Annotated in this window: 19 protein-coding genes; 7 read left to right on the top strand and 12 right to left on the bottom strand. The window is 39.1% G+C overall.

Annotated elements, in window-relative coordinates; all coding sequences use genetic code 11:
- Positions 1–87: 87 nt before the first annotated feature.
- From cbpB to fadH, 7 genes are all read right to left on the bottom strand, one after another.
- Positions 88–531, bottom strand: a complete 444-nt coding sequence (cbpB, locus tag NST15_RS06835) for a cyclic-di-AMP-binding protein CbpB (RefSeq protein ID WP_007498671.1) — start codon at positions 529–531, stop codon at positions 88–90.
- A 146-nt stretch (positions 532–677) separates the two neighbouring features.
- Positions 678–869 (bottom strand): antirepressor AbbA, encoded by a 192-nt coding sequence (gene abbA / locus NST15_RS06830; RefSeq protein WP_008347999.1) that lies wholly within the window; start codon positions 867–869, stop codon positions 678–680.
- Positions 870–1,018: 149 nt separating this feature from the next.
- A complete protein-coding gene (locus NST15_RS06825; protein WP_008348001.1) occupies positions 1,019–1,534 on the bottom strand; it encodes a ribonuclease H-like YkuK family protein in 516 nt (171 codons plus the stop codon).
- A gap of 139 nt (positions 1,535–1,673) precedes the next feature.
- Positions 1,674–1,916 carry a DUF1797 family protein gene (locus NST15_RS06820; RefSeq protein WP_003212254.1) on the bottom strand — a complete coding sequence of 81 codons (243 nt, stop codon included), beginning with the start codon at positions 1,914–1,916 and terminating at the stop codon, positions 1,674–1,676.
- Positions 1,917–2,100: 184 nt separating this feature from the next.
- Positions 2,101–2,997, bottom strand: coding sequence for a manganese catalase family protein (locus tag NST15_RS06815; protein WP_019743902.1), 897 nt, complete (start codon positions 2,995–2,997; stop codon positions 2,101–2,103).
- A 260-nt stretch (positions 2,998–3,257) separates the two neighbouring features.
- On the bottom strand, positions 3,258–4,478 hold the full coding sequence (locus NST15_RS06810; RefSeq protein ID WP_058213872.1) for an EAL-associated domain-containing protein: 1,221 nt from the start codon (positions 4,476–4,478) through the stop codon (positions 3,258–3,260).
- A 64-nt stretch (positions 4,479–4,542) separates the two neighbouring features.
- Entirely contained in the window at positions 4,543–5,307 is a 765-nt protein-coding gene (gene fadH, locus NST15_RS06805) for a 2,4-dienoyl-CoA reductase (RefSeq protein WP_008348006.1), read from the bottom strand.
- A 138-nt stretch (positions 5,308–5,445) separates the two neighbouring features.
- Between fadH and NST15_RS06800 the strand changes: the two genes are divergently transcribed.
- From NST15_RS06800 to NST15_RS06790, 3 genes are all read left to right on the top strand, one after another.
- Positions 5,446–6,303 carry a metallophosphoesterase gene (locus tag NST15_RS06800; RefSeq protein WP_342498960.1) on the top strand — a complete coding sequence of 286 codons (858 nt, stop codon included), beginning with the start codon at positions 5,446–5,448 and terminating at the stop codon, positions 6,301–6,303.
- A gap of 156 nt (positions 6,304–6,459) precedes the next feature.
- A complete protein-coding gene (locus NST15_RS06795; RefSeq protein WP_041092399.1) occupies positions 6,460–6,957 on the top strand; it encodes a L,D-transpeptidase family protein in 498 nt (165 codons plus the stop codon).
- A 73-nt stretch (positions 6,958–7,030) separates the two neighbouring features.
- Positions 7,031–8,308, top strand: a complete 1,278-nt coding sequence (locus tag NST15_RS06790) for an MFS transporter (RefSeq protein ID WP_008348012.1) — start codon at positions 7,031–7,033, stop codon at positions 8,306–8,308.
- A 63-nt stretch (positions 8,309–8,371) separates the two neighbouring features.
- Here the strand turns inward: NST15_RS06790 and NST15_RS06785 are convergent, their stop codons facing one another.
- A complete protein-coding gene (locus NST15_RS06785; RefSeq protein ID WP_284565062.1) occupies positions 8,372–8,548 on the bottom strand; it encodes a hypothetical protein in 177 nt (58 codons plus the stop codon).
- A gap of 167 nt (positions 8,549–8,715) precedes the next feature.
- Here NST15_RS06785 and NST15_RS06780 point away from each other — a divergent pair, with 167 nt between their 5' ends.
- Both NST15_RS06780 and NST15_RS06775 read left to right on the top strand, forming a co-directional pair.
- The gene (locus NST15_RS06780) at positions 8,716–8,931 is read left to right on the top strand and encodes a hypothetical protein (RefSeq protein WP_008348016.1); all 216 of its coding nucleotides are present in this window, start codon (positions 8,716–8,718) and stop codon (positions 8,929–8,931) included.
- A gap of 477 nt (positions 8,932–9,408) precedes the next feature.
- On the top strand, positions 9,409–9,870 hold the full coding sequence (locus NST15_RS06775) for a YkyB family protein (RefSeq protein WP_007498684.1): 462 nt from the start codon (positions 9,409–9,411) through the stop codon (positions 9,868–9,870).
- 36 nt (positions 9,871–9,906) lie between these two features.
- Here the strand turns inward: NST15_RS06775 and NST15_RS06770 are convergent, their stop codons facing one another.
- The 3 genes from NST15_RS06770 to NST15_RS06760 form a co-directional block, all read right to left on the bottom strand.
- Complete coding sequence (locus NST15_RS06770; RefSeq protein ID WP_008348035.1) at positions 9,907–10,815, bottom strand: chemotaxis protein; 909 nt, start codon at positions 10,813–10,815, stop codon at positions 9,907–9,909.
- A gap of 73 nt (positions 10,816–10,888) precedes the next feature.
- Positions 10,889–12,199, bottom strand: a complete 1,311-nt coding sequence (locus NST15_RS06765; protein ID WP_017359426.1) for an MFS transporter — start codon at positions 12,197–12,199, stop codon at positions 10,889–10,891.
- A gap of 124 nt (positions 12,200–12,323) precedes the next feature.
- A complete protein-coding gene (locus NST15_RS06760) occupies positions 12,324–12,863 on the bottom strand; it encodes an RDD family protein (protein ID WP_007498690.1) in 540 nt (179 codons plus the stop codon).
- 300 nt (positions 12,864–13,163) lie between these two features.
- On the opposite strand from NST15_RS06760, the gene NST15_RS06755 reads away from it, so the two are divergent.
- Positions 13,164–13,316: a hypothetical protein gene (locus tag NST15_RS06755; protein WP_017367142.1), complete on the top strand. Its 153-nt coding sequence runs from the start codon at positions 13,164–13,166 to the stop codon at positions 13,314–13,316.
- 64 nt (positions 13,317–13,380) lie between these two features.
- Here the strand turns inward: NST15_RS06755 and NST15_RS06750 are convergent, their stop codons facing one another.
- Positions 13,381–14,265 carry a cation diffusion facilitator family transporter gene (locus NST15_RS06750; protein WP_342498959.1) on the bottom strand — a complete coding sequence of 295 codons (885 nt, stop codon included), beginning with the start codon at positions 14,263–14,265 and terminating at the stop codon, positions 13,381–13,383.
- A gap of 294 nt (positions 14,266–14,559) precedes the next feature.
- Here NST15_RS06750 and NST15_RS06745 point away from each other — a divergent pair, with 294 nt between their 5' ends.
- On the top strand, positions 14,560–15,732 hold the full coding sequence (locus NST15_RS06745) for an aminotransferase A (RefSeq protein ID WP_046343412.1): 1,173 nt from the start codon (positions 14,560–14,562) through the stop codon (positions 15,730–15,732).
- Positions 15,733–15,749: the final 17 nt, after the last annotated feature.

Below are 15,749 nucleotides of genomic sequence, written 5' to 3'. Positions count from 1 at the left end.
CCTTCTCTCGATAAGTTTTTCTTATTTTATATAGTCATTATATAAATAATAGCTAATGAAGGCAAAAAAAATAAGCTGGGCTGCAGCTCATTTTTTTGCGGAATGAATGACTTCATTTAAGCGCTTTAATACAACACGCCGAGTGAAAATCCCTTCGAATACTTGCTCTTCATTTTCCACACAAACAAATCCATTATTCGTCACAGCGTGAACGCCTTTTAAAACAGGATCGGTCGTTTTCAGTCTTGGAATATCTGATAGCATGACCTCTTCTACCTTCAATTGGTCGAGCTTTTCAAATTCAATTCGTTCTAAGCCAAAGATTTTATCCATAATCATATTTGTTCCAATTAACCCATGAAGGTGATAAGAAGCATCCAGAACAGGTATGGCTGTATATCCTGTTTTTGTCAGGACCAATAGGGCGTGTTCAAGATTATTTCCAATTTGAACGTGTGCCACTTTATCTGCATCAATCATATGCTCAGCTACTGTTGACTCAAGTAATTGAGCCGGTTCTATCTCTATCATGTTTCTTCGACCCCTTTTCTCTCAATCATCAATCATACATTCCCCTTTAACATTAAGCATAAACTAAAACGAATTTTGTCGAAAGATTTTTTTCTGCATAAAAAAGATACTCAGCGTAGAGTATCTAATAGAATGTTCAATCGATATTAATTCTCAAACCTTACTCTGTCATACAATGTGATCAATTTCTTATACGTATTGTCGTCGACATTTTTTGTTCCACATTCTATATCATTGATCTCACTGCTTAGTAATTCGACAGCATATTCCTGATTCAGTAATACGTTTAATAATAGCTTTTTCTCTTCTTCATTAAAACGATTTTCGATGACGCTCATTCAACATCAGGCCCCCTGTTTCATATATGCTTTTATATTGATTAGCAGGCGTTTGAATGTCTGCTTCCTCTCTATACAGCTAGAATAAGGAACTAGAATCGAATCGTCAACCGCACGTTTCGACAACGTTTGGAGAAAAATGACGGAATTTATTTTGTGTATCGATTGGCGTAGCAAAATGCTGCGTATGAGTCGGGTTTTATTTTTGCTTCAATTCCCATGGCTGTGATCATTCCGGTCATTTCCTGGATCAGCTCTTTTGTACTTCCTTTTTTGCCAATATCTAGATGGACTTCAAAACGAAGGTCTGCCCCTTCCTCAGCAAACGGAAGAAGCAAATCCATCAGTTCTGTTAAAGGTCCCTCAAGGATGTCTGCACATACCTTTTGGCTAAACGCTGTCTCTAATGAAATTTTTTCTCTAAGACTTTGTACAGGCCGATTCAACACTTGTTGCGTGAGACAGCCCCAAGCTCCTTTGCCGATCCGGTGAAGATGAATGGCAGTCATAAATGTTGTGACATTCTGATTGACCTGAGAGTCCGTACCAATTGATAGTACATAAACAGATCTCGGGTCTTTTTGAATAAAGTCTTTCATTCTCATGACAACATCAGAAAACGCTAAATGCTCTTCAGAGAGATTAAAGAAAAAAGAATCACTCACAGAAAGGAACTCCTTTTTAATGGTCTCTTATCCGAATATTGCACTGAATGATCATCTTCCATTTGTTCATCACTTATGAAGTGTATGCTTCCGCAATCAACGAAGGAATTCTTAGAAAAAACATTTCATACGATTCAGCTTAGGATTGTAGAAGCTCAAAAATCTCAATCGAAATCATATCAATGTTGTCAAATGGGAAAGTGTTTGGCTTATCCCCTTGTTGAAAAACAGTCAATTCAAACGTTTGATTCTTTTCGAAATACTTAACACTACAGATTTTCTCACCGTTCACTTCGAAATAACGCTGTGCCGGCTCGTTTGCAGCTTCTGCTGTCTCTTGAAGACTTTGCAGCCTTGTAATGATACCCATTAATTGTGACATTCTAAAAAAAGACTCCTTTCAAAAAAACAACTCAAGATGAACCCGTATTGATTATACACAAGTCCTACAAAGCATCATACCATAAAGTGTTCTCAGATGATATTTTTCCTCTTGAATTCAAAAAAAGAAAAAGAATCTGTTTTTTTATTTTGAGTCTTTTTTCTTATCTCATGCATCTTGTTTTTTATAAACCGGCCGATCTCATCAGGCGTTTCGCAATTTCGTCAAAATCTTCTTTTGAAATACCTGGAGCAAACTCTTCCGGCAAATCTCTATAATCTGGCACGGGTGCACCTTTTGGCGTGCCCTCAATAACTGTCAGCGGCTTTCCATCAATCGGATGGTTTCCTTTCCAAATTTGATTGATATCCTTATAATCCGTATCACTAAATGTATACAGTTTTGTATGAATATTCTGATCTTCAAACTTTCTTGCAGAGTCAAAGTATTTATTGTCGAGATTTGGAATTGGCAGCATCTTCCCAACATCTACCCCTGTCGCTACCTCAAGGGCTTTTGCATACGCCACAACATGTACGCCGCCTCTGACAAGTAAATAACCGATCATTTCTCTTGCCGTAGGGTGATCCGTCATTTCATATACGCGCATTTTATGCGTACGAGCTCCGCACTCTAGGAAGAAGTTATGAAGAAGATCCAGAATCAGATTACCACTTGAGAACACATTCTCACCTGTCCACGGCTTTGCCATGGAGTCAAACGGATAGCCTGTTTGTGCCGTTTGGATAAAATGCTGCGTATTTCGTTTATCAACAGCCGCTTTCATCGGGGTCGTATCTGGATCGCCCCCATGAGTGGTTCCCGTAATCATGAGATTGACTGCAGTTGTCACAAGCTCTACATGACCGAATTCTTCAGCTGTAATACTTGATACAAGATCATAAAATGGTTTGAGCTTTCGTTTCCCTCTAAAGTTAAACGATTGAAACATGTAGTTATTTAATGTGGACATTTCACCAAATTTTCCGCCGAGTAATTCTTGCACAGCCGCTGCACCATTTGCATCTGGGTGATCTGGCATTGGTAAATCAATCAGCAGCCGCTTGTCACGTTTGATCATGACTTTTCCCTCCTACTGTCTAACTATCATCATTTAAGGTGTATGGATGAATTGGGATGTCCTATGCATGAAGGGAATGATTGGCGCACAAAAAAAACTTGGCGGGGGTAGCGCCAAGTTTTTTGGATCTTGATCTGATAGAGGGGTTGGGGAACAGAGAGTAGCTTCTCTCTATAACTAAATGATAATGATTATCAGTTTCATTGTCAACCATTTTTTCTATCTTTTTTCTAATAAAAAAACAGCCACGACGGCTGCTTTTAAATTAATCCTTCCTGCTCATATAGATAAGCATACGGAAGATCTACAAACAAATACACATCTCCCTCTAACGGATAAGAAAACGTACGTATTCGTTCTCCAGTTTCTAAATCACTGTAGATATCGCTGAAAAATCCTTTTCCGCTAATTCTCATTTGAAGAATATTTGCTAGAAAATAAGGGCGCCAGCTCCAGTTTTTCTCTATATACTCTGGCTGAAACAGCCATTCTTTCTCTTTCTTAAACACATTCCCAGTGATTTGAAACCCTTCTTCATTACACATATAAATGCGAAAGCTGCAATCGGTTAGTTCATGTGCCAGTTTTTGTATAAGTTCATCATTTGTGCTGCATGATTTTTTTAACGTACTGACGGCTTGATGTATTCGCTTATAAAAGGTTTCAGAATGTTCATAGACAGCTTGGAGTTTCTTTTTCTCATGGGCAATGAATTGTTGAAATTCTTCTTTAAGCTGTTCTTTTCGTTTGTTACGGTCAATTAATTGTGCGTCAGGCTCGTGAAGGTAGAAGCCTTGAAAATATCTACCGCCATTTCTCCATGCATACTGCAACTGAAAATTCGCTTCAATGTCTTCATAGATTAAAGCTGCTCCTATTTTTCTTGCAAGCAGTGAAATGCTGTATAACACATATTCATAGGAAGGAGATGGAGACGAAGCCCTTAAAGCCTGTAGATCTATTTTTAATAGATCAGGTGAAAGCAGAGCAATCCGGTCAAGATTGCTGCTTTCTTTCCCTATATTAGATACGGCGATTTTGATCCCATATGTACGATAATACGTTAACGTATGGTAAAGCTGTTCAATGTCGCCGCTAAACGTATGTTCAGTAATTTCAATGACAAACCGGCTAAGCTGAATACCCCTTGCTTCATAATCTTTTAAAAGTTCTAAAAAACTTTCGCCATGATCGAGCATGAGGACATTCGCATCATGATTAATAAAGATGAGCAAATCTTCATCTGCGGTCGTGAAGAGATCAAGTGCTTGACTTAATACTTTTTGATCTACTTCCAATTTATATTCGTCAGGAATAGATGAATCCGTAAAGAAGGAGCCTAGACTAACTGTTCCCGACTCAAGCTTCATTCTTCCAAGAATCTCATAGCCTATCACTTTTTGTTCCTCCGCACTGAAGATCGCTTGATAGTGCGGGAAAACATCTTCAATATTCGTTAAAATATCCAATGGATCGACCATTTTCATCACCTGCTTCTCTCTTTGTGTGATTATACCATATCAAAAGCAGGTCTTACACGGTCATTCAAAATGGTGATTGGTTGAGCCATTGCCCCCCATCCATCGTGATACAATCTCCATTCATATAAGATGCATGCTCAGATAATAAGAAACTCGCAAGTTCTGCAATTTCTTCTGGTGTGCCAAGTCTACCGAGCGGAACACTATCTAATGTTCTTTGGGCAGCCTCTTCAGATTCCCACAGTTTATCTGCACCACCTGTTCTTTCAATGGGCCCCGGCGCAATGGCATTTACGCGAATGCGATATTGCTTTCCCCATTCGACTGCAAGCGTTCGGGTAAGTGATAGTACGCCTGCTTTTGCGGCTGCTGAATGCGCTACACCAACACCAGCCCCCCATGCATATGTGGCGACCATGTTGATCATACTTCCGCTTTTCTTTTGACGAATCCAATAGTTGCCCACTGCATGGCTGCAAAAAAAGGTGCCATTTAGCACAATATCAATGACCGCTTTCCAGCCGTTAGGAGACAGTTTTTCTGCTGGAACTAAAAAGTTGCCTGCTGCGTTATTGATGAGTGCATCCACATCACCAAATGTATCTACTGCAAACTTCACCATTTGATCAGCATCTTCTGGATCTCGCACGTCCATTTGAAAATAAGCGATCGAACCACCTTGCTGTTTGATTTCATTTGCCGTTGTTTCAAGGGTCTCTTCTGTTCTTCCAGTAATCAAAACATTCCAGCCCCCGAGTGCCAAATGAGTCGCCATCGCCTTTCCCATTCCGCTTGATCCCCCTGTGACAATCACTGTTTGCTTCGTCATTTGTTCTCCCCCTTTGTGGTTTTGAATGACTATTCATTCATTATCCATCTATCATATCATGATTTCCCCTCCATACACCATATGGGAGATTCATCAAAAATCATGCTATACTTAAATTTATTTTTAAAGGAGTCTTATATGAAGCAACTTTCCCGTAGGCAGTTTTTAAAAGGAGCAGCTGGTGCGAGTATTCTCGGACTTTTGGCGACCACATCCGGTTATGGCTATGCCCGGTACATTGAGCCGCGCATGATCGACACCGTATCACTCACCATTCATGATGCTCAGCTACCGGCTTCTTTTGACCAGTTTAAAATTGCGCAATTTAGTGACGTTCATTTAAGTGATACATTCCCTGCAAAAGATTTAGAGACTGTTGTCCAAAAGATCAACGCTGCATCTCCCGATCTCATTGTGTTTACAGGTGATCTTGTTGATTTTGAATCATCGATTAAAGAACATGAAAAAGCCAAAGCCTCTTTGTCTAAGCTTGATGCTCCGTTTGGAAAGTTTGCCATATGCGGAAATCATGACTACGGACCATTTGGCATTGATCTATATGAGGAAACGATGAAAGCTTGCGGTTTTACATTATGTAAAAATGAAGTGTTTCACTTAGAAAAAGAAGGCGGACGCATACAGATTGCTACACTAGATGATCTCATGATGAGTATGCCTAATTACCATTTCATCAAACGAGAAGTCTCTTCTGATCTCTTTACGTTATTGCTTGTGCATGAGCCTGATGCCGCACTAGAACTTGAAACAACACCTATTAACTTGCAGCTTTCTGGGCATACGCATGGCGGTCAAATACAGCTTCCTTTCTATGGACCGATTCTCACAGCACCTTATGGGCGTACATATGTCGAAGGCTTATACGGTAGCTATCAGCACCGTATCTATGTCAACCGCGGGCTTGGGACAACTAGACTGCCGCTTCGGTTTTTAGCCAAACCTGAAATCACTTTTTTCACCTTAACATCTCACGTGTAAAGAGAAGCCAAATCACTTTTTCCTGCATATGTATAAACAAAGATCTTTCTCATGACAAATGTTAGGAGAAACCTTACTGGGCCTGATCCCGTCCATATAGTATATGTGAGGCAGGGATCATGGCTTCTTTTATTTGAGTAAAAGGAGTGTGCTTTCGTGCTGCGATACACGGTAAAAAGTGGAGAAACACTTGCTTCTATAGCACTTGATTTTCGAACAACGACAGATGCCTTAAAGGCTGCAAATCCGTCACTTCAAGCCCGCGAGCCAGAACAAAATGAAATCATCATCATCCCTGGGTTACCGGATCCTAACACGATCCCTTACCGCATATCTGTGTCAATTTCAGCGAAACGTCTCGTACTGTTTTCTGGATCACAGCTCTTGCGCTCATACCCGATCGCAACTGGCAGAATATTAAACATGACACCGACAGGTTCTTACTATATTGTCAACAGACAGCCAAACCCAGGAGGTCCCTTTGGCGCCTATTGGCTGAGCCTTTCAAAAGTTCATTACGGCATCCATGGAACGAATAACCCGTCTTCAATTGGTAAAGCTGTGTCTAGAGGGTGCATTCGCATGTACAATCAGAATGTCATCGAACTTGCTTCAATAGTTCCAAATGGAACACCTGTGACCATTAGCCAGTAGGAGAAATCAATTGTACGAATGGTTAAAATTTTATATGATAGAAAGTGGGATCTTCAGGTTAAGGAGCGTATTTATGGATATTTTTAAAAACAGAAATTTTGTTCGTCTCTTTTTTGCAGCACTTGCCTCGCAAATGGGGACAACAGTAGGCAATATGGCGTTTGCCTTTTATTTGCTCGACCATTTTAGTCATCAGCCCGCTTACGCCACTTTAGCAGAGTTAATGTATTCACTGCCTACGATCTTTGTCTTTTTTATGGTCGGTGTGGTCGCAGACCGTTTTGATCGTAAAAAAGTCGCAGAGAATTGTGATTGGATACGAGCTGGGCTGACGATCGTTTTATTTATCGTCATTTATTTTAATTCACTGCCGCTTATTTTCTTGATCTTGTTTATACGAAGTGCCATTACGAAGTTCTTCTATCCAGCTGAAGCCTCTCTCGTTCAGGCCATTTTAAATAAAGATCAATATGCAAAAGCTGCTGGTTTAAATCAGATGCTGTTTAGTTTGTTTATGGTATTTGGTGTTGGAATTGGTGCCATTATGTATAAAACGATTGGACTTCACGGTGCCATTACCATTGATTTGGTCAGTTTTATTATTTCCGGTATTCTCATTCGATCATGCAATATTCCAATTGAAGCACGTCAGCCTAATGGACAAGCAGGCTGGAAAGGCATGACCGTTAAAACATCTCTAAAAGATTTTAAAGAAGGCATTCTCTATATTTTAAAAAATAAATTATTGGCTTCTTTAATTTTTGGCTTTTTTGTTTTTGGTCTTGTGAATGGCGCATTTGCCGTTCTTCCGATGTTTACAATGAAATACGGTCTTTCACCGGACCATTTTGAACTGCATACATCCTTTTTTACGATCGCGATCGGTGCCGGACTTCTAGTTGGAAGCTTACTTGGCTCTATTCTTGCGAAAAAGGTTAAGATGCAATATCTCATGTCGATTCCAATTCTAGTTGCAGGTATTTTAATTTTTGTCCTTGGTTCTACCCATACATTATGGTTATTTTATGTCACATCATTTGTCATTGGTACATGTATTGGTCCAGTCAACATTGTCATTGGAGGCTGGCTCCCAAGAATTGTTCACCCTCGTCTGATGGGACGCGTATCAGGGTGGGTTGATCCGCTCACCATGTTTGCACAATCAATGACGCTAGGTTTAATTGCCGTGTTATTTCCAAAGCTCATCACCAATGTTTCTTACATTTATTACGGAATGGGTATTATTATTTTACTCGTCTTTCTTTTTTACTTCATTACACTGCCAAAGTTCAGCAGAGAAGCTGCTGACTTAGATGTACAGCGTGAATTAAAAGGTCAGGGAGTACAATAGATGAGGCTAAAAGGACTTTCTTCTATAGAAAGTCCTTTTTCATGGCAGTAACACAAACGACGCTTATTTTTTCTGCTCATCGAAATGAATTGAAGCAAAATGAACGATTCTATCGACTGTATAAATGCTAATAAATAAGATGAGAAAAAGAAGAAGAGGATGAATCGGTCGATCATCTATCACGTACACAATGCCTCCAACGACAAAAGCGACCAATAAAGGCGTTAAAATATCTTTCAATCTAAACCGTCCTTTCTGTTCTCATTGACTTTGATCTTCATATTTTATAACACATTTCCCTTTTTATGAAATAAAAGGAATGTGCATAAAATTGCAACAATTTTAATAAAAAACCTTTACATTATTGGAAGTTTTATAGTAGGATAGTCAGGTTGGAGGTGAGGGGTATGCTAAAAAGCTATTATTTTATTCATACAAAAAATGATCAAGGACAATACGTTGTACATACAGAAGACTGCGCATTTTTAGGTGATGCAGCAAGCCGTACGTTGATTGGTCTACACATGAACAGTGAAAGCGCCATGGATGAAGCCAAAAAAATGACGAGTGAAACTGATTTTAACGGCTGTTTTTACTGTGCTTATTCTAGCCATACGAAATAGTCCATGTTTTTAAGCCATATGTTTGACTTTGATTGTCTTGCATATGGTAGATTTTACACGATGAACCATCTATACATTGATAAACTACCCATTGATTCAAATAGGTAGTTATCTTGTTATGATAGTTCACTTCGTATACATTTCACTACATCCTCTAATGATCGAAAACAAACGATCTTTTAACTTATGCACCCCTACTGCATCTTCTACCAATGCTCAGCCAATTCATACCACTTGAATATTTAACATAATGGTATGCTTTTCATCTAAAACAGCGAGACATTCATCATAAAAGTGATAGAAAGATGTGTCGACCTCTTCAAATTTCAGCAAAGTTTCAACATCATGATTTTTGGCTATTTTAAATAATAACCATGTAATCTTATTGCTTTTTACAATAAGTCTATTTGCAATTTACTAATAAAAACGTATAATTTATACTAAGCACAGGAAGACGAAAGACAAAGGAGAGAAAAAATGGACGATTATGCTCATACTAAAGACATAGAACCTACAGCAGAAAACATCGCAAAAGCCATTTATACTGTTAACCGCCATGCTAAAACCGCACCAAATCCCAAGTTTCTTTATCTTTTGAAAAAACGTGCGCTGCAAAAACTATTGCAAGAAGGTAAAGGAAGAAAAGTGGGCCTACATTTCTCTAACAATCCCAGATATAGTCAACAACAGTCCGACGTGCTGATTGAAATCGGAGATTATTATTTTCATCTGCCACCAACTAAAGAAGACTTCGAATTTTTGCCACACTTAGGAAATTTAAATCAATCATATCGCAATCCGAAAGCGAATATGTCATTAAATCGAGCAAAACAAATACTTCAAACGTATGTCGGTTTAAAAGAAAAACCTGCCGCCACAAAACAAAAATCACATTATACAAAACCCGTCTTCAAACGGCTCGGGGAAAGTTATTTTTAAACAGAAAAAACCACTCAAAGCGAGTGGTTTTTTTCTTTAGATAATAAAATGATCTACTTTTTCAATCAGCTGATGAATTTCTGGTTTACTAATTTGATCATCTGCACCGATGGTTTCCCCTTTATGACGCAGATCGTCCGTAATTAATGAAGAGAAAATGAGAATTGGAATGGACTGCGTTAAAGGGTTGTCCTTCAGCAGCTTTGTTAATCGATGTCCATCCATTTTTGGCATTTCTATATCTGTAATAATCATATCAATTTCTTCTGTCACACTGATGCCTTTACTGACAAGATCCATGACATGGTCATATGCTTGTTTTCCATCTTCAAAGGTCACAATGTTTTTATAGCCTGCCTCGGTTAATTCATTTGTTAATAAGCGCATGAGAAGCGGAGAATCTTCAACAACATACAGCTTCTTCCCTGTTCTTCGCTCGTCTTTCTCACCGTCAAACATATGATATGTGTCTACGCCAGATGCGGATTCAATATCATAGATGATTTTTTCGTAATCTGGAAGGAAAATCATTTTCTCGTCAAGCTTGATGATCCCTGTTAAATGACGGTCCATTCCTTGATTGAGTGCAGTTGGTTTTTCAATCTCTTCCCAGCTGACGCGGTGAATTTGTGATACCGTTCCTGTATGGAACACAAATTTCCGTTGGTTGAATTCAGTCACAATGTATTTCTCTTGTTCTGACTGATCTGACTCGACATTAAAAAAGGAAAATAGATTGATGACTGGTAAAATCTCGCCTCGTAAACTAATCATCCCTTCTACATCTTGGTGAGAGTGCGGTACAACTGTCACCTCAACTGGCTGAATAATTTCTCTTACTTTCATGACGTTAATGCCGAATTGATTTGAACCAATTTCAAACTTCACAATTTCCAATTCATTAGTACCAGAGTCAAGTAAAATTTCTTGTTTGTTTAAAGCCACGGAAATCCCTCTATTCTTCAATATAAGATTGTACTTTTTATATCGGCAGCATGGGTAAAAAGTTGACGTTTCTTTACGCTTTCTCTCGCACGAATTGATGAATCACAAGTCCTATGGCTGCAAGGATGAGCAAAGACCCTAATGCAAGACGGCTTGCGAGATTCCCATGTGCTGCAAATAGCAGTGTGACGGAGCCATAAATGATGGGACCAACAATTGAAGACACCTTTCCCGAAAACGCAAAGAGACCAAAAAATTGCCCTCGTTTTTCTTTAGGCGTCAGCTCAATAATGAGGATTCGTGATGATCCCCAGCTTGCGCCAAGTGAAATGCCGAATAAACTGCCTGCTACCCAGAAGACCCATTCAGTTGTCGCTGTCACAGCTAGAATGAGCGCTACAATTAAAATGACATACACGACTGTAATCGAGCGCTTTGCCCCGATGGCCTTTGTGACATATCCGAATAGAAACGAGCCAATGATACTTGAAATCGTGGACACAAGATAAAGCAAAATAAATTGACCTGCCGTAAAACCAATGATAATTTTTGCATAAACAGCCATCATAGCAATCGCTGTCTGCAACGCATCATTCATAAAAAAGAAAGCGATCATAAAAATAAAGGCCGGTTTGTACTGCTTCATTTCTTTAAATGTACGAATAATCTCTTTATACCCGCTGAAAAAAGACGACTTTTTCTCTTGCTGCGGGAGAGGTTGAGGATCTTTTATAATAAAGAGAAAGGGCAGAAAAAAGAGAAAGAATAAAAGGGCTGTCGGAATAAATGCTTCATGAAACTGGTCATTTCCTACAAGTAAATAAACAGAAAGGCCGACAAGTGTACCTAAATAGCCGACAGCAATACCGAATCCAGAAATGAGGGGGATTTCATCCTTTGTCCCAAGATCGGGCAAAATGGTGTCATAAAAAACAAGACTAGAGTGATAGAAAAATTTGGCGATGACGAACAAGGTAACCACCACCAATAAGGAGACAGGAAGACCAAACCATTCGCTTGAGAAATCAATCCCAGCAAAGATCCCCATCATAAAGGTACAGGCAATACAAATCAGGGTAAACACCGTGATATACCGCTTCTTTTTCCCTGTACGATCAATCAGCACACCATATAAAGGCGTAAAAATGACGAGGAAAAAGCTTGCAAGTGCGTTCGCATAAGAAATAAATGTGCTGGCGATTTGATCCATCCTCGCACTGTCGCCTATCGTCTCCTGCAAGTAAAATGGGAAGAAAATGGTGATCATATTCGATGAAAATATCGTATTTGCAAAATCATACAATGCCCAGGCCAAAACAGGTGCTGTGAAAAAGAGCCCGAAGCTTGCCCCTTTTTTCTGAACGGTCATTTTCCCTCTTTTCAATAGATTGACTCCCTTCTCTGCTTTATTTTCACTATCATTCTACTTTATGTGACGTTTCCCTCTTCCATACAAGCAATCTATACAAAAAGCACCCCGTACTATTTAGCAGAGGTGCTTCTTTTCATTATTTCTTTACGACAATGGTACTTGCAATCAAGTCGTGAAGTGCTTGTTTTTTTTCTGTGAAAAACGCAATGATGTAGCCAATGAATAAGATTGGAGACAAAAAGCCTTTTGCAAAAAAGCGGCCTGTCGCGCGCCCGAATGTTATTTTTCCACCCGTTACTTTTGTCACTTTGATGCCAAGAGCCATCTTGCCAAGAGTTCCTTGCAACTTTGATGATTCCATGATCGCATAATAGAGCCAAGTCACCGCGATACCGATTAAGGTCGTTACGCCATAGAAAAAGAGAAGGCCCACAATGACTGCCCATTCTTCATCCGTGATCACCGTTGAAGAATAGTAATAGCTATCATCATACATTAAAAATGCCGCCTCAGGGCTTGAGACAAAAAAGAGTGTTGCGAGAATAAATACAATGATTGAAAATGGTACACTAATAATGACACCGTCTAAAAGATGAGCAAGAAAACGGTAACCTACTCCAGCTAGTTCAGGATGTTTTTCTTCTTGAATAGGTGCTTCTGACATGTTTGTTTCCATCCTATTTCTCCTTTATTATGTATGTTTTCTATAAATTTCTTATAATCATTCGTTATTATATCTTATGAATATCGCAAGATCAATGGAGCTTTACATTTTTACATGAATTTTAGATCATTTTTAAATGATGATTTATGTGAATAAATACTGAAAATTCACGAAAATTATGGCACATCTAGTTCTTTCAACGCCTGATTTTTTAACATTTTGTGATATTTTCCTCTCATTTCGATTCTTCTGTTGACAATCACGTTTCACATGGTACAATAGTCAAGGATTTTTTAAAGAAAGGTGTTCATGATGGGAACTGTCGTACTATTAAAGAACAACGAAATGACTGTGATTGAAGATATTTGCGAAGCTGATTTTTTAGATATGAAACATGGTTTATCAAATGAAGATGCTGCTTATATCTCTTGGTATGAAGATTACGATACTGCTTATGGATATTGATTTCATTTCATAGATGAAGCGTAAAAAAAGGCGATACAACCTTCAAAGAGGTGGTATCGCCTTTTTACGTTTGTGTGTTTCTTTCACTTTCAGGTTCTACATGAATAAAGATTTGTGCATGCGGAAACGCCTGCTGAATGTTCTCTTCAATTCGATCACATAATTGGTGAACATCTTCAATGGTTGTTTTTCCATGAACAATCAAATGAAAATCAATATATTCTTCAGCACCGGATCGTCTTGTTCGAAAGTCATGATATTCAATGAATTCTTGGCTGAATGTTTGAATGATGGCCTCTATCGCTTGTTCTTCTTCCGGGGTTAACCGGGCGTCGACAAGCGGCGGGAAGGCTTCCTTCATGAGTTTAAATGCTTCACGCATAATATAGAGCGCTAGCACCATTCCAATAATCGGATCGAGGAAATACCAGTCCGTTAATGCAACAAGCAATAAACTAATGGCAACCCCTAGTGACGTAAACACATCTGTTAAAAGATGCAGTGCATTCGATTTCATGGCAACAGAATGTACTCGCTCTGCCTCTTTGTTCACAACTCTTGACACAACAAAATTGATAAGTGCGCCGATCAGCATGACCACAATACCAAGTACCGGCAGTTTAACAGGCTCTGGATGCATTAATTTATGAACACATTCATAAATGATCCAAATCCCAGCAACAAAAATCAACAAAGTTTCAATCGTTCCAGAAATATTCTCAACTTTCCCATGTCCATAAGGATGTTTTGAATCTGCCGGCTTTCTTGAAATACGAACAGAGATAAATGCAATAAAAGAGGCCATTAAATCGAGAAAAGAGTGAATGGCTTCTGATAAAACCGCAACAGATCCAGTTAACACCCCTACAATGATTTTAAGGACCACAACAAACGTATTACTCATGACGGATAAAAAGGCTATTTTCGATGTCTTTGCTGATTGATCCATCTATTATCGTCCTCCTTCAGGAGATCGTATGCCTGTGAAAGCAATTCCCATGACTTGATTCTCTCGTTCTTTCAGTTTATACCGTTTTGCCTTATTCTAATCATCTTAAGCAGAGCTGTATTTTCCGAGCAGGTTACGCTATAATAAATGTTGCTCTTTCTTCATCTATCACTCATGCTGTGATGGATAGGAGAATAGACTACATATAACGATATCCGAAGCCTTTCCGCAGGTGACATTTATGCAGTGAATGGTAAAATAGGATAAAAACATAAATTTTTAAGGTGATGAGAAATGGAGCATTTGCTGAATCCAAGAGTAAAGGATATTGAAATTTCAGGCATTCGAACATTTTCAAATCTCGTATCTTCATATGAGGATGTCGTTTCATTGACCATAGGTCAGCCCGATTTTTATACGCCGCATCATGTCAAAACAGCTGCCAAAACAGCCATTGACGAGAATTTCACCTCGTATACTCATAACGCTGGGTTTTTAGAGCTAAGACAAGCGATCCAGCAATACATCAAAAAGAAAGTCCATCTTGATTATGATGCAGAGACAGAAATCATTGTGACAACAGGTGCGAGTCAAGCAATTGATGCTGCGTTTCGAACCATTTTGACTGAAGGCGATGAGGTCATCCTGCCCGGCCCTGTGTACCCTGGCTATGAACCGATCATTCGGATGTGCGGTGCGGTGCCCGTGCATATTGACACAACAAATGCCGGTTTTAAATTAAATGCCAAGCTGATTGAAGATGCATTAACGGAAAAGACAAAGTGTGTTGTCCTTCCATACCCTTCAAATCCAACTGGGGTCACGCTATTAGAAGAAGAATTGAAAGAAATTGCACAGCTTCTTGAAGGAAAGGATATTTTTATTCTATCTGATGAAATTTATAGTGAGCTGACATTTGATCGTCCACATCATTCCATTGCTTCTTTCTTAAAGGAACAGACGATTGTCATCAATGGACTGTCAAAATCTCATAGCATGACCGGATGGAGAATCGGCTTTTTATTTGCTTCCGCTCCTATTGCTAAACATGTATTAAAAGTACATCAATATAACGTGTCTTGTGCCTCGGCTATCTCACAAAAGGCGGCACTTGAAGCAGTGACAAACGGTGTGGATGATGCACTAATCATGAGAGAGCAATATAAGAAAAGACTCGACTATGTATATGATCGACTCATTTCTATGGGGCTTCCGGTCATTAAGCCTTCCGGCGCTTTTTATATTTTCCCTTCCATTGAATCGTTTGGGATGAGTTCATTTGATTTTTGCATGGAATTGTTAGAAAGTACAAGACTTGCGGTCGTACCTGGTTCTGCTTTCTCTTCACTCGGAGAAGGATTTGTGCGCCTTTCCTATGCATATTCACTTGAAACGTTAAAAGAAGGACTTGACCGTCTCGAACAATTTGTACTTGAAAAGCGTTCCATACAATCAATAGACGGATGAAACAACGGCTCTCTTGC

Source organism: Bacillus sp. FSL R5-0820, from assembly GCF_038593385.1.
In the GTDB taxonomy this organism is placed as follows: Bacteria; Bacillota; Bacilli; order Bacillales; family Bacillaceae; genus Bacillus; species Bacillus altitudinis.
Note: the sequence above shows the minus strand (reverse complement) of the source record. Positions and strands in the feature narration are given on the sequence as shown.